This is a genomic window from Leclercia sp. GHBNCSD (genome assembly GCF_055805075.1).
Genome location: NZ_JBQVYO010000001.1, coordinates 3,015,343 through 3,028,032, shown reverse-complemented (window position 1 = coordinate 3,028,032; position 12,690 = coordinate 3,015,343). Strand labels below are relative to the sequence as shown.

13 protein-coding genes are annotated in these 12,690 nt (G+C 58.1%); 4 read left to right on the top strand and 9 right to left on the bottom strand.

What is annotated here, in order from left to right; all coding sequences use genetic code 11:
• Nucleotides 1-179 precede the first annotated feature (179 nt).
• Nucleotides 180-1,100 (top strand): LysR substrate-binding domain-containing protein, encoded by a 921-nt coding sequence (locus tag ACT3IC_RS14630; protein WP_103180848.1) that lies wholly within the window; start codon nt 180-182, stop codon nt 1,098-1,100.
• Nucleotides 1,101-1,345: 245 nt separating this feature from the next.
• Here the strand turns inward: ACT3IC_RS14630 and ACT3IC_RS14625 are convergent, their stop codons facing one another.
• The 6 genes from ACT3IC_RS14625 to ACT3IC_RS14600 all read right to left on the bottom strand — a co-directional run bounded on the left by ACT3IC_RS14625 (nt 1,346) and on the right by ACT3IC_RS14600 (nt 8,964).
• On the bottom strand, nt 1,346-2,734 hold the full coding sequence (locus ACT3IC_RS14625; protein WP_159340343.1) for an amidohydrolase family protein: 1,389 nt from the start codon (nt 2,732-2,734) through the stop codon (nt 1,346-1,348).
• Between the two features lie 53 nt (nt 2,735-2,787).
• A complete protein-coding gene (locus ACT3IC_RS14620; RefSeq protein WP_312349122.1) occupies nt 2,788-3,735 on the bottom strand; it encodes a carbamate kinase family protein in 948 nt (315 codons plus the stop codon).
• Complete coding sequence (locus tag ACT3IC_RS14615; protein ID WP_156655140.1) at nt 3,732-5,285, bottom strand: xanthine permease; 1,554 nt, start codon at nt 5,283-5,285, stop codon at nt 3,732-3,734. The genes ACT3IC_RS14620 and ACT3IC_RS14615 overlap by 4 nt, the downstream gene beginning before the upstream one ends.
• An 11-nt stretch (nt 5,286-5,296) precedes the next feature.
• Nucleotides 5,297-6,712 carry a YlbE family protein gene (locus ACT3IC_RS14610; RefSeq protein WP_180209179.1) on the bottom strand — a complete coding sequence of 472 codons (1,416 nt, stop codon included), beginning with the start codon at nt 6,710-6,712 and terminating at the stop codon, nt 5,297-5,299.
• Complete coding sequence (gene fdrA / locus ACT3IC_RS14605) at nt 6,712-8,253, bottom strand: acyl-CoA synthetase FdrA (protein ID WP_103180853.1); 1,542 nt, start codon at nt 8,251-8,253, stop codon at nt 6,712-6,714. Before fdrA ends, ACT3IC_RS14610 begins: the two co-directional genes overlap by 1 nt.
• A gap of 105 nt (nt 8,254-8,358) precedes the next feature.
• Nucleotides 8,359-8,964 carry an ankyrin repeat domain-containing protein gene (locus tag ACT3IC_RS14600; protein WP_103180854.1) on the bottom strand — a complete coding sequence of 202 codons (606 nt, stop codon included), beginning with the start codon at nt 8,962-8,964 and terminating at the stop codon, nt 8,359-8,361.
• Between the two features lie 319 nt (nt 8,965-9,283).
• Between ACT3IC_RS14600 and ACT3IC_RS14595 the strand changes: the two genes are divergently transcribed.
• Nucleotides 9,284-10,213: a LysR substrate-binding domain-containing protein gene (locus ACT3IC_RS14595; RefSeq protein WP_103180855.1), complete on the top strand. Its 930-nt coding sequence runs from the start codon at nt 9,284-9,286 to the stop codon at nt 10,211-10,213.
• Here the strand turns inward: ACT3IC_RS14595 and ACT3IC_RS14590 are convergent.
• Entirely contained in the window at nt 10,210-10,368 is a 159-nt protein-coding gene (locus ACT3IC_RS14590) for a YqaE/Pmp3 family membrane protein (protein ID WP_103180856.1), read from the bottom strand. The genes ACT3IC_RS14595 and ACT3IC_RS14590 overlap by 4 nt on opposite strands.
• 221 nt (nt 10,369-10,589) lie before the next feature.
• On the opposite strand from ACT3IC_RS14590, the gene ACT3IC_RS14585 reads away from it, so the two are divergent.
• On the top strand, nt 10,590-10,769 hold the full coding sequence (locus tag ACT3IC_RS14585; RefSeq protein WP_103180857.1) for a hypothetical protein: 180 nt from the start codon (nt 10,590-10,592) through the stop codon (nt 10,767-10,769).
• Nucleotides 10,770-10,814: 45 nt separating this feature from the next.
• On the opposite strand, the gene stpA is transcribed toward ACT3IC_RS14585, so the two are convergent.
• Nucleotides 10,815-11,219: a DNA-binding protein StpA gene (gene stpA / locus ACT3IC_RS14580; RefSeq protein ID WP_103180858.1), complete on the bottom strand. Its 405-nt coding sequence runs from the start codon at nt 11,217-11,219 to the stop codon at nt 10,815-10,817.
• 629 nt (nt 11,220-11,848) lie between these two features.
• Between stpA and alaE the strand changes: the two genes are divergently transcribed.
• On the top strand, nt 11,849-12,298 hold the full coding sequence (gene alaE / locus ACT3IC_RS14575) for an L-alanine exporter AlaE (protein ID WP_103180859.1): 450 nt from the start codon (nt 11,849-11,851) through the stop codon (nt 12,296-12,298).
• Nucleotides 12,299-12,330: 32 nt separating this feature from the next.
• Here alaE and ACT3IC_RS14570 read toward each other — a convergent pair whose 3' ends face one another.
• A complete protein-coding gene (locus tag ACT3IC_RS14570; RefSeq protein ID WP_039030004.1) occupies nt 12,331-12,675 on the bottom strand; it encodes a DUF2002 family protein in 345 nt (114 codons plus the stop codon).
• Nucleotides 12,676-12,690: the final 15 nt, after the last annotated feature.

Here is a 12,690-nt window from a genome sequence, read left to right as displayed (position 1 = left end):
GCTGAGATAAATTTGATTCGCGAAGCGCGTCATAAAAATAACGGCTTCGTTTATGGGGATATAGGTTTTTTAAAAATGTGGCGGGGATCCTGTTTAATCCATTCAGCCGCAATAATATTGCCGGTGCAGGGTCAGAATGTTATGTTTTTTTACCGCAACATCCTCAAGGAGGACCGGTTATGCCCGCGCAGGATCGCCAGACGCTCCCCATCCCTTCGCTGCGAAACATTCAGTCTTTTATCGCGGTCGCCAACTCCCTGAGCATTCACCTGGCGGCCGAGCAGCTTAACGTCACCCCCTCGGCGGTGAGCCATCAGATCGCCTCCCTGGAGTCCTGGATGGGCAAAAAGCTGTTTATCCGCAGCGGCAAGGGGGTCACCCTTACGCCTACCGGAGAGAAGTATCTGCGGGAGGTCTCGGCGGCCATGAGCGCCATCGGGCGCGCCACCGAGCAGGTGATCAAAGAGAAGGAGAACGCTGTGCTGCGCGTGCACTCCTCCCCGACCTTCGGTTTATCCTGGCTGCTGCGCCGCCTGGGCAAGTTCCGCGCCGAATATCCCGATATCATCCTCAACCTCACCTGCTCTTATGAGAACCTGCAGTTCGCCCGGGATAATATCGACATCGACATTCGCCACGGCATCCCGGACTGGGACGCCTACCGGGTGATGACCATTAAAAATGACGCGCTGGTGGTGCTGGCCTCGCCCGATTACCTGCGCGAGCATCCGGTACAGTCACCGCAGGATCTCTTACAGCAGGCGCTGATTTCATCCACCAGCACCCTGGTGAACTGGGAGAAGTGGTTTGCCTGGCACAATATCGACCGGCCCTGGCTCAACTTCAGCCTGAGCTTCGATCGCTCCTATATGAGCTTTGAGGCGGCGCGCATGGGGCTGGGATTTATTCTTGAAAGCAAAATGATGGCCACCGATCATCTGAACGATGGCTCGCTGGTGCAGGTGCTGCCGGACAGCATGGGGATCGCCATAAATGCCCATCATCTGGTGATGCCGCACATGAACGAGCGTAGCTGGAAGATCCAGCAGTTTGTCGAGTGGATCGACCGGGAGTTGCGGCTGTCGGGGTATCACCTGTAACGCCGGGTGGCGGCTTCGCCTTACCCGGCCTACAGAACGTGCGGTCTGATGCCCTTCCCCACAGAGCTGAGGAACCCCAGGTAATTTAATTGCCTTTAAAGCAATGAAATAATCACATAAAAATTAGGAACTTAAAGCGGCTCCCTGGTCCGGCTGAAAATCGCCGAAGCGTTTCCGGAAGGCCGGGGCGAGGTTTGCTTTTACCTCGTAGGCCGGGTAAGGCGTAGCCGCCACCCGGCTTCACATCACCCCACCGTGCCCCACACCAGATTCCCGTTATGGAAGGTCGCGGTACGCGGGGAGATGCGCGCCACCGCTTCGGCGGAGCAGGAGGCGTCCACCAGCACAAAGCTGGCGGCATCCTGCGCCTTCGGCCATACGCGTTCGCCTTTGTCGTTCAGCGGCAGCACGTCGCCGGTGGCGATACCCAGCGCGCGGGAGAGCGTCTGCTCGTTCGGGCGAATGTAGAGCTGGGCGTAGAGATTCGCTTTTTCCAGCATGTCCCCCAGGCCATACGGCGACCAGTGGTCGATCACGCTGTCGGTCCCGGTCATGACAAACACGCCTTTGTCACGCAGCTGCCTGAGCGGCATGTGGAGCGTGCCAATCGGCACCGTGGAGGCGATCGTCACCTGCTGCGCCGCCATGCGGGTGGCGATCTCATCCACCTGCTGTTCGTTCATCGTCGCCAGCGCAAAGGCGTGGCTGATGGTCAGCTTGCCCTTCAGTTCCGGGGTCTTCTCTACGGTCTGCACCATGTAGTTCACCGCCGCCACCCCCGCCGGGCTGGTTTCGTGCAGGTGGATATCCACCCCTTTGTCGTAATCGAGCGCAATCTGGAACATCAGGTCGAGGGATTTCTCCATCGCGCCGTCAACGCTGGTGGGATCCAGCCCGCCGACGTAGTGCGCCCCGGCCTGCATCGCCTCACGCATCAGCTTTTCAGCGTTTGAGAGCAACAGGCCGTGCTGCGGGAAGGCGACAATCTCACAGTCAAACCCGGGTTTACGCCGGGCCAGTACCGCCTGTAAATTTTCCAGGTTTTTTAGCCCGGAGGTCGGCTCGATATTGCAGTGGCTGCGGGCGATGGTGGAGCCCTTCGACTGGATCAGGTCGATCAGTTTTTCCGCCCGCTCCTGGGTATAAGGTTGCAACTCCGGGAGCAGCTTTTGCTCCAGGCGGATCATATCCTGAATGGTAGTGCCCGCCGGGCGGTTGAGCGAGCGCCACGGGCCGCCGTAGAAGGTCTTATCCAGATGGATGTGCATATCGCGCATCGCCGGTAACAGCAGTTTGCCGCCCGCATCGTAGTGCGGCAGCGTGGCGTCGGCGTGGCTGTTGTTGTCGCGCAGGGCAGCGATCTTGCCCTCCTTGATCTCCAGCGTTTTCAGTTCGGTGCGGGTGCTGACGGCCACGTCGCCGTCGACGTTAAACCCGGCCTCCAGCAGCACGTTGTCCAGATAGTAGTGTGTCGCGGTGATGTTCATCGGTTTGCCCGTCTCGCAGGTCGCTTTTGCGGTGTCAGCAGCATACGCGACGGAGCCAGCAGTGCCAAACAGGGCGCAGGCGGTTGCAGCGGTGGCGATTTTGCCGCTCTGGCTGAGAAACTCCCGGCGGCTTTTATTCTCACTCATTGTCTTGTCCTTTTACTTACGCATTCACACAGCGGGCGGGAAGCCCGCCAGGGTTAAGCCACAATATGGGTCCCGGTTTCACCACGCAGGGCTGCGGGCAGGCAGTCCGGCGAGGTGATGATCACCCGCTTGCCGCCGTGGTGCAGAAATTCCAGCGAGGCCATAATTTTCGGCAGCATACTGCCCGCCGGGAAGTGCCCCTCTTCCATATAGCGCGTCATCTGCGCCACGTTGACGGTGTCCAGCGCCTGCTGGTCTGGCTTGCCGAAGTTAATGCACACTCTCTCCACCCCGGTAGTGATCACCAGCACGTCGGCGCGGATCTCACGCGCCAGCAGCGCGGTAGAGAGATCTTTGTCGATCACCGCATCCACGCTCTGGTAGTCGCCCTGTTCGGTACGCACCACCGGAATGCCACCACCGCCCGCGCCAATCACCACAAAGCCTTGTTGCGTCAGGGCCTTGATGGCATCCGCCTCAACGATGCGTAGCGGCTGGGGCGAGGCCACCACCCGGCGGTATCCGCGCCCGGAATCCTCGACGAAATGCCAGTCGGGATGGGCGCGTTGCAGCTCATCGCGCTGCGTCTCGCTGAAAAACGCCCCGATGGGCTTGGCAGGATGGGTAAAGCCGGGATCGTTTTTATCCACCTCCACCTGGGTGACCACCGTGACCGCTTTCTGCTCACCGCGGGCGGCAAGGCGGTTGTTGAGCGCCTGCTGGATCAGGTAGCCGATGCCGCCCTGGGTATCGGCCACGCAGTTCGCCAGCGGGGTCAGGGGGAGCCCTTCCCGCTCGTGGGCAATCTCGGCGCGGCGCAGATCCAGCCCCACCTGCGGGCCGTTGCCGTGGGTGAGGACGATGTCGTAGTCCGAGGCCAGCATCTCCAGCACCGACTCGGCCACCGCTTTCACCGCCTGCGCCTGGTGCTCAATCGACTGGCTGGCGTTATCTTTGATAATGCTGTTGCCGCCAATGGCAACGACCATAAGCTCTTTCATACGTTGTCCTTTATAACGGTGCCCGACGTCGCGCTTGCCGCTTCGCGGCTATCCAGAACATGCTTCAGCACAAACATGCCGCTCATCATCAGGTAAGCCAGCACAAAGGTCAGCGAACTGCCCTCAGCAAAGCCCACCACCGGAGCGTGGATCACCCCGAACAGCGCCAGCAGCGCACCGACCGCAGCGGCAACGGCACCGCGCAACGGCTTGTTGACGATGGCGAAGATGGCGATACAGCCCCACAGCATGCTGGCGAGCGGTGCGCCGTTACCCAGGTGCATCAGCCCTTCGTAGTAAATGCCCTTGCTGTGCAGCACGTCGGTGCCGATTTTCGCCGCGTTGGTGCCCGCCGCGCCCATCACGCTGTTCATCATGGTCAGCGCCCAGTTGGCGATCCACGGGAAGAGACAGATAAAGATGACGGGCACCTCCACTTTGGGCGTCTCCCTCACCACCTGGTTGGCGGTAACCACGCCGATAAAGACCAGAATCGGCACGATGGCGGTCATTGGGATGATGGCGAGCATAAAGGCTCCCAGCCCGAACAGCGGCACGATGAACATGGTGACGCCGGAGGCCAGCGTGTAGCCGATGCTGGCCCCCATCGCTTTCCAGCCCGCGTGGCCGACGTAGACCGTTACCGGGAACGGGTTCCCCATCAGGCAGCCGAGCATGGACGAGAGCCCGTTGGCCAGCATCACCTTGCGGGTCGGGTACTCATCCCCCGCCGCGTGGGCGCTTTCGATGTTCTCCAGGTCAAAGATGTAGTTCGCCAGCCCCAGCGGCACGGCAGAGGCCAGATACGGCAGGGCATGTGGCAGGCCCTGCATAAAGCTGTCGATATGCACTTCCGGCGGGTTAAAGCCGAAGGAGGACATCGACGCCTTGATCGCTTCCGGGCTTTGCAGGCCGGAGATCCACGCCAGGGCCGTACCGGCGATCAGCAGCAGGAGACCGGTGGGGATGCGGGCGAAGATCGGCTTTTTGCCGAACCAGTTGATGAAGATCAGCAGCAGGACGATAAAGGAGACCGTCGGCGCTTCGAACGCCTGCAACATCGGGTTCATCGCCAGCAGCAGCAGACCCAGACCGGAGAGGCACGAGAGCAGCACGGTACGCGGGATCATCTTGCGGATGGTTTCGCCGAGGAAGGAACCGCCCGCGAGGATCATCGCCTCCACGAAGCACCACACCAGACCAATCTGGATGGCGAAATCCGCGTCACCGGTCTGCTGGTAGACCGGCATCAGCACCAGAAAAGTGACGGTGAAGATCGAGGGCGCGCTCGGCCCCGACGGCAGCGCAGTCACGTCGTTACGCCCGGTCTGGCGCGCCATCTGCAGACCAAACCACGCGTAGCAGACGCTCGCCACCAGCACCGCCAGCCCGAAGGCTGGCGCAATACGTCCATAAACAATCTCTTTCGGGATGCCGACGACAAAAATGAGCAGCCCCATCATGGTCAGCAGGTTCGTCAGGTTGTTGGTCATCAACCCGAAGTACGCCGCCCAGTCACCTCTTTTCCACTCCAGTTTCATGCTTTTCATGGATGCTTACCTTAAAGGAAGTAGCGATCGCGGAAGGCCAACAGCGCCTTTTCAAAACAGCTAAACGGCGGGTGAACGATGCCCGCCCCAATCATGCCGATGCCCGCATCTTTATGGGCGATGGCGGTGTTAATGACCGGCAGAATACCGCTGCCCGCCACGCGGGTGATGTCGATGGCGGTGGGAACGCCCATAAACGAGAGCAGCGGAATAGTGACGTTCGGGTTTTCGCCGAGGGTGATCTCGCGCATCTGGCGGGAGAAGTCGATGGCCTCTTCCACCGTGCCGCCCACCAGGGCGACAATCGCCGGGGCCGTCGCCATGGCAAAGCCACCGATGCCGTAGGTTTCGGTGATGGCGCTGTCCCCGATATCCAGCCCGGAGTCTTCCGGCCTGTAGCCCGCGAACATCGGGCCAATCACCTGCTGCGCCGGACCGGTGAACCACTGCCCCGGCAGGCCGGAGACGCGCAGGCCGAACTCGTAGCCGTTGCGCGCCATGGTGGTGACTACGGTGCTGTACTCGATGCCGTGGGCAGCGTCCAGCGCGGCTTTACACATCGCCATCCAGGTTGGGCCGGAGAAGTAGTCGCTGCTGGCGACAAACTCAAACACCTCGCGCTGCTGCTCTACCGGGTAGCCCGCCTGGATCAGCCCCGGCGTCAGCGCCTGAATCAGCAGCGTGGTGCCCGCGTTATTACGGTTGTGGCACTCGTCGCCCATGTGCAGTGCCTGGGCCAGCATCAGGCGCAGATCGATTTCGCCGATGATCTTCATGGCGTCGCGCAGCATCGGGCCGAGCACGTCGCGCATCCAGTTCAGGCGGTCGATAACGCTCTGGTCGTTGGCCCCCATGCGCAGGATCTTCGCCATCTGCTCGCTGAGGTTGGTGAAGGCGCGGTTGCCGTAGGTTTTGTTCTCGACGATATGCATAAACATCGACGCCGAGGTGACGCCCGCCATCGACCCCACGCAGTCGTGCTCGTGACACGGCGAGAAGGTGATCTCGCCTGAGGCGGCCAATTGCGCCGCCTCTTCCAGATCTCTGGCTAAGCCTTCAAATACCAGCGCACCGGTGACCGCCCCTCTCATCGCCCCGCACATGTTCTCCCAGGCCACCGGCGGGCCGGCGTGCAGAATGGTGGTGCGGGTCATGCCTGGCACGACGTTGATCGCCTGATCAAAGCCCACCAGCACCGGATGGGACTGGATAATGCGCTCCAGCGCAACCTTGTTAGCCGCGGCGATTTTCTCCGCCAGCGAGTTTTCTGCCAGCTGATCGAGGGCCTCAACGACCTGCATATTGCCCTGCCCCGGCGGGGTCCAGTCGAGATGGGTGACCGGGACGTGCTGCTTCTTCAGATCGTCGCTGAACAGGGCGATGCCGACGTTAATGACGTTCAGCGGCTGGTTAAATAAGGTGGTCATCAGGCTTTCTCTCCTTTGAAGACAAATTCACGTGCCAGTAATCCGGTGTTGGTGCTGCTGCTGGCCCAGATGACGCCCGCGTCGGTGAGCCGCTGGCACTGCTGCGCCAGCGACTGGGGATCCTGGTCGGTGCCAAGCACATAGCCGAGGATGACCAGCGGGCGGTGATCGGCCTTCGCGATCGCCTGCGCCTCCTGGATCGCCTCGATCATCACCCCTACCGGATCGTCATGCGATCCAAAGCCGAGGACGAAATCCATCACGATCACGCCTACTTCCGGATCGCGTGCCTCCTGCAACAGGCGGCTGATGCGGTTGGTCGGATCGATCATCGGGTGCGGTTTGCCGTTGGTGAAATCGTCATCGCCGAAATCGAGGAAGGTATGGGCCTGGCTGACGTTGATGTCCTTCAGGCGCTTAGCCGGGTCCGGCTGGATGTTGCTGTAGACCTCGTCATATTTCTCCAGCGCGGCGAACATCGCTTCGTCGCACAGGGTGCCGCCGCAGAAGAGGCCGCGAATGTACTTCTGCTGCGGGGTGAGATGGGCGCGCACCTCTTCAATCAGCGGCCAGTTGAGCGGGTGCAGATCGAGGGACTCTTGTTTGATGCCGGTGAGCAGCACCGCCTTCAGCGCCGCCTCTTTGGTGCCGCGGGCAAACTGTAATCCCGCTTCATCGGCAGGCGGCTCGTTGCGACCAAGGAAACAGACTACGACCGGTTTGCGGCAGGCGCGGGCGCGGGCCAGCACTTTCTCGGCCACCGCAGGCGCTGGCGGCTTGGAGATCAGGGCGATGACCTGGGTGGCCTCGTCCGCTTCCAGCATGGCGATAGCATCCAGCATCATCAGGCCGCCGATTTTTTCACTCAGATCGCGGCCGCCGGTGCCGATCAGCTGGGAGATGCCGCCGCCGAATTCGTGGATGCGCGCGCTCAGCTCCTGGCTGCCGGTGCCGGAGGCGCCGACGATGCCAATGGATCCGCGACGGACCGCGTTGGCGAAGCAGAGCCCTGCCCCGTTAATGATGGCGGTGCCGCAGTCCGGCCCCATCATTAACAGTCCTTTTTCGTGGGCCAGTTGCTTGAGCGCCAGCTCGTCGTCGAGGGAGACGTTATCCGAGAAGAGCATTACGTTGAGGTTGTTCTCCAGCGCCTGGCGCGCCTCACGGGCGGCAAAGGTGCCGTTGACCGAAATCACCGCCAGGTTGGCGTCCGGGCGGTGGGTTTTGGCGCTGGCGAGCGTGGCGTAGCGCGATTCGTGTGAGCCTGCGCGCTCCTTGCGGGTAAACAGCGCCTCGATGGCGGCCAGCGTCTCGTCGTTGGCGGCCTCACCTTTAATCACGATCATCAGATCGCCGTTTTTGGCGTCTTCTAATTCCGGCGTCAGCAGACCGAGATTTTTTAATACGCCTTTATTCATTTCGGTGGCCATAGCAACAAAGGCCTGCTCCACGCCGGGCAATTTGTTGGCTTTGGTGGAAACCGACATCAGCGAAACAGAATCAAAATAGGTATTCTTTCTTATCACGATTTTGGTGGGCATTACGTCCTCCTGAATGCGGGCAAAAGGGGGCCACATCACGCCCGAAGGCATGACGGCAAGAGCTATTTTTAATTCAGGCCAGCGCGAAACGGCTGGCCGGGAGTATTACGCGCCGGCGGCGATCAGCAGGTCGGCAATTTCGCTGAAGCCTTTTTCCCGCGCCAGTTCGAGGGGGGATTTGCCGTATTTATCGGTCATATGCGGGTTGGCGCCGTGGTCGAGCAGCAGCTTCACAATCGCCTGCTGGCGAGGGCCGCCGTCATTTAACACAATGGCTTCGAGCAGCGGGGTCCAGCCGACAAAGTTGGTGTGGTTAACGTTGATGTCGGTGCGGGCCAGCAGCTCCTGCACCACCTCCAGATGCCCTTTCTCGCTGGCCGGGGTGATCCCCACCCCGCCAAAACGGGTCAGCCTGTCGAGATCCGGGTTGGCCGGTAGCACAAGACGCAGCAGGGTGAGATCGTTGGTCAGGCAGCTAATCAGGAACGGGTTGAAACAGGTCTGATCCTGCTGGTCGATATTTGCGCCAGCGGCAATCAGCCGCTCCACGCAGGAATAGTGTTTATTCAGACTGGCGATAATAATGGCGGTTCTTTTCTGCCGGTTGGTGGCATTTATATCCACCCCTTTTTCCAGACAGGCGTTTAATGCCTCGACATTCCCCTGTTCGGCGGCTAACAGAAATTCAGTAACGAGTTCATTGCTGGACATATCCACACTCCGGGTTTTCCTTTCTGATGGAGTGAGCATAGCAATGGCCTGGTCAGAAAAGAATCCGCTTAAAAATGATTCATCGACAGGCAATTCATTGTTGAGATAAATTTAACAGTCCGGTCAAAACGTGCGTCCGTGCAATCTTTTTCTTATCTTTGGCCGCGTTTTTACCGCCCGCGCTGCATTCTGCTTATGGTTAACGAGCCCTTGCCCGGCGGGGCTCGCAGCAATTTCGCAGAACTGTGACCGGCATCAAATGAGTTGTAACCGCGTTGTTAAAATATGTTCAAAACTGATGGGTGCCAGGAGCCATGATATGAATTCCATCTTTACCGAAGAGAACCTGCTGGCGTTTACTACCGCGGCCCGCTTCAGCAGCTTCAGCAAAGCGGCTACCGAACTGGGGGTCACCACCTCGGCCATCAGCTATACCATCAAGCGCATGGAGACCGGCCTCGACGTGGTGCTGTTTGTGCGTAACACCCGCAGCATCGAGCTCACCGAATCGGGCTTTTACTTTTACCGTAAGGCGGTAGACCTGCTGAATGACTTCCATGCCATCAAGCGCGGGATAGATACCATCTCCCAGGGCATTGAGACGCGGGTGCGGATCTGCATCAACCAGCTGCTCTATACGCCGCGCCATACCGCCCGCCTGTTGCAGGTATTAAAGAAACAGTTCCCCACCTGCCAGATCACCGTCACTACCGAGGTCTATAACGGCGTCTGGGATTCGATCATCAATAATCAGGCGAACATCGCCATTGGCGCGCCGGATACCCTGCTGGACGGCGGCGGGATCGATTACACCGAGATTGGCGCGATCCGCTGGGTGTTTGCCATCGCCCCGGACCACCCGCTGGCCCTGGCCCCGGAGCCGCTGGCCGAGAGCCAGCTGCGCCTGTATCCCAACATCATGGTCGAAGACACGGCGCATACCATTAACAAGAAAGTGGGCTGGCTGCTGCACGGCCAGGAGGCGATCCTGGTCCCGGATTTTAATACTAAATGCCAGTGCCAGATTCTGGGTGAAGGAATCGGTTTTTTACCGGAACATATGGCGAGAGAGGCGGTGGAGGCGGGGCTATTGGTGACGCGGCGCATCAATAATCCGCGCCAGGACTCGCGCATGCTGCTTGCCACGCAGCATGCGGCAACCGGTCTGGTCACCCGTTGGATCAAACAGCAGTTCGCGCCCGACGGGGTGCTGACCGGGATCTACAGCGATTTACTGTGGCGGGATTAGCTGCGGCTTTGCACCCAGAATGCATGGATAAGGCCGGGGAGGTAACCCAGCAGCGTCAGGATGACGTTGAGGATAAAGGCCCAGCCAAACCCTTTGCCCAGCAGCACGCCAAGCGGGGGAAGCAGGATGGTAATTACGATACGCCAGAAACCCATAGATTCTCCATACAAGCAGTCAGGTCATTGTAAAAAAAGAGATTTTCACTCTAAGAGTAGCGAGTCTACGCACAGCTGCCAGCGTTGGCGTGAAGTTTTACCCTCTTTTACCCTCTTTACACAGGTTTAGGCGGGCGATTAAGGGGTATTCCACCCGCCGCGCTGTACCGCGGCCTGCGCCTGGGCTAAGCTCGGAGCTCATCTATCAGAAGGAGGTAACTATGTTTTCTGTTGGCGATCTCGTACAGCCGCGCATGGGCGGCCCGAAACTTAAAGTCATCGAAGTGCATGAAGATCAGATTGTGGCGGTGCAGGCAAGTAACGAGCAGGGCGAGAAGTTCACCCTGAAAGCAGCGGATGTGGCGCTGTATAAAGAAGATGGCGATTTCGGCGTCTGCTAAGCGCCGGTGCTACCGGGCGGCGTGAATCCGCCCGGTCTGCGCGGATTAAATCAGGAAATCATCCAGCGATTTACCCTCTGCCAGCGCAAGGGAGATAGGCTTCGGCGTACGTCCCTGGCCGGTCCAGGTTTTTTCAGTGCCATCGAGATCGGTATAGCGATATTTTGCAGCACGCGGTTTGCGCTTTTTCGGCTGCGCGCTGGTGCTCAGCAGTTCCGAACCCAGCAGGTCTTCGGCCGAAATACCGTCAGCTTTCATCATCTCCAGCAGAGCGCTAATTTTCTGCTGCTGCTCAGCACGCTGCTGTTCAATCTCAGCCTGCTCGTTACGTTTTTCTTCCGTGACGATGCGCAGCTTTTCGAGCATATCTTCCAGCACGTCCAGAGAGAATTCACGCGCCATCGCGCGGAGTGTACGGATATTATTAAGAGTGTGTAATGTTGAAGTCATATAATATGAAAACCTTTTCAAAAGTCTGCTAAATAATCAATACCGGCTCATGGTAATTCATTTGTTTATAAACATCCAGACGATACCGCACGAAAATATAATCCAGCCCAACATCTGAGAATAAAGAATATATAACGGCGGTTATTTTTAGAATGTATGATTTATTCAGCGTAGCCGTTTAACCATTATTTATTTGTCCTGTGTTATTACCCGCATCAATGGCGGTGACGCCCTCGCCCGAAACGAATAGCCATTCACTGGTTTCGCATAAAACCAAACCCTTACTTCCAGAGCTTTACGCTACATAACGACCACTTAGCAACACAAGTTGCTTGAGAGGTGCGCGTTTTACCTTATCTGCAGAGAGCTCATGCCAGAGCGCAGAAAGAAAACCACTTAAGCCATTGTTTAACATTGATAAAAATAACCAGGACAGAGAAAATAACGCCGTTCTGGCAAAACCGGTTCGTTTAGAGAATTTTACGGACAAAACGCCATTAAATAAAAATTTATCGCTAATTGAGAGTTTTAATGCAGAGAGATACGCTATACACGAAAAACAAAGCAAACTAAAGCACTATCCCAACCCGCTTTAGCCTCGTTATCGTATCATCTTCAGGAGTCAGAACATGTTCTCACGGCAGTCTCGCCTGCGCCACGCTGTAGCGGACACATTTGCAATGGTGGTCTACTGTTCGGTGGTGAACATGCTGATTGAAATATTCCTCTCCGGAATGACCTTTGAGCAGTCACTTTCTTCACGTCTGGTCGCCGTGCCGGTGAACATCCTTATTGCATGGCCGTACGGTTTCTACCGCGATGCGGTGATGCGTTTTGCCCGCCGCTATTCATCTACTGGCTGGATGAAAAATCTGGCGGACGTGGTGGCCTATGTTACCTTCCAGTCGCCGGTATATGTCGCCATTTTATTAACGGTGGGCGCAGACTGGCACCAGATCGCCGCTGCTGTAAGCTCGAATATTGTGGTGTCGATGATGATGGGCGCCGTCTACGGCTATTTCCTCGACTACTGCCGACGTCTGTTTAAAGTGAGCCAGTACCAGCAGATCAAGGCCTGAAACACGGCGACTGGCGAAAGCCAGTCGCGTCGTTATTGCGAGTCGCCAAACAGGCCTTTCAGAAAGCGCTCCAGCGCCATGCGGGAACTGAAACCATGCGGAATACCATAATGTTCCTGATTATTGCCCCCTAAATAGAGCGGGAACTGCTGGTAATGGTCGCTGGTTTTCATCTCTGAAGCAGGCTCCGCGAAGGAAAGACTTCTCTCTTTCAACGTCGGATGAATGATCAGCGCAGTGCGCCCCATGCGGGCTTCCCGGTTCACATAAACATAATTATCGCCACGACGATAACCGTATGCTTTTTGTGTTACCACATCCACCGTAAATCCCGCTTTTTCAAGTTCGCGCGCAACCTCATCGGGTCGTAAATACATATTCTTTCCTCGTTA

Excerpts from the sequence above, each read along its gene's own strand:
- ACT3IC_RS14630 (WP_103180848.1), top strand. The coding sequence starts at position 180 with ATGCCCGCGCAGGATCGCCAGACGCTCCCCATCCCTTCGCTGCGAAAC.
- ACT3IC_RS14625 (WP_159340343.1), bottom strand. The coding sequence starts at position 2,734 with ATGAGTGAGAATAAAAGCCGCCGGGAGTTTCTCAGCCAGAGCGGCAAA.
- ACT3IC_RS14620 (WP_312349122.1), bottom strand. The coding sequence starts at position 3,735 with ATGAAAGAGCTTATGGTCGTTGCCATTGGCGGCAACAGCATTATCAAA.
- ACT3IC_RS14615 (WP_156655140.1), bottom strand. The coding sequence starts at position 5,285 with ATGAAAAGCATGAAACTGGAGTGGAAAAGAGGTGACTGGGCGGCGTAC.
- ACT3IC_RS14610 (WP_180209179.1), bottom strand. The coding sequence starts at position 6,712 with ATGACCACCTTATTTAACCAGCCGCTGAACGTCATTAACGTCGGCATC.
- fdrA (WP_103180853.1), bottom strand. The coding sequence starts at position 8,253 with ATGCCCACCAAAATCGTGATAAGAAAGAATACCTATTTTGATTCTGTT.
- ACT3IC_RS14600 (WP_103180854.1), bottom strand. The coding sequence starts at position 8,964 with ATGTCCAGCAATGAACTCGTTACTGAATTTCTGTTAGCCGCCGAACAG.
- ACT3IC_RS14595 (WP_103180855.1), top strand. The coding sequence starts at position 9,284 with ATGAATTCCATCTTTACCGAAGAGAACCTGCTGGCGTTTACTACCGCG.
- ACT3IC_RS14590 (WP_103180856.1), bottom strand. The coding sequence starts at position 10,368 with ATGGGTTTCTGGCGTATCGTAATTACCATCCTGCTTCCCCCGCTTGGC.
- ACT3IC_RS14585 (WP_103180857.1), top strand. The coding sequence starts at position 10,590 with ATGTTTTCTGTTGGCGATCTCGTACAGCCGCGCATGGGCGGCCCGAAA.
- stpA (WP_103180858.1), bottom strand. The coding sequence starts at position 11,219 with ATGACTTCAACATTACACACTCTTAATAATATCCGTACACTCCGCGCG.
- alaE (WP_103180859.1), top strand. The coding sequence starts at position 11,849 with ATGTTCTCACGGCAGTCTCGCCTGCGCCACGCTGTAGCGGACACATTT.
- ACT3IC_RS14570 (WP_039030004.1), bottom strand. The coding sequence starts at position 12,675 with ATGTATTTACGACCCGATGAGGTTGCGCGCGAACTTGAAAAAGCGGGA.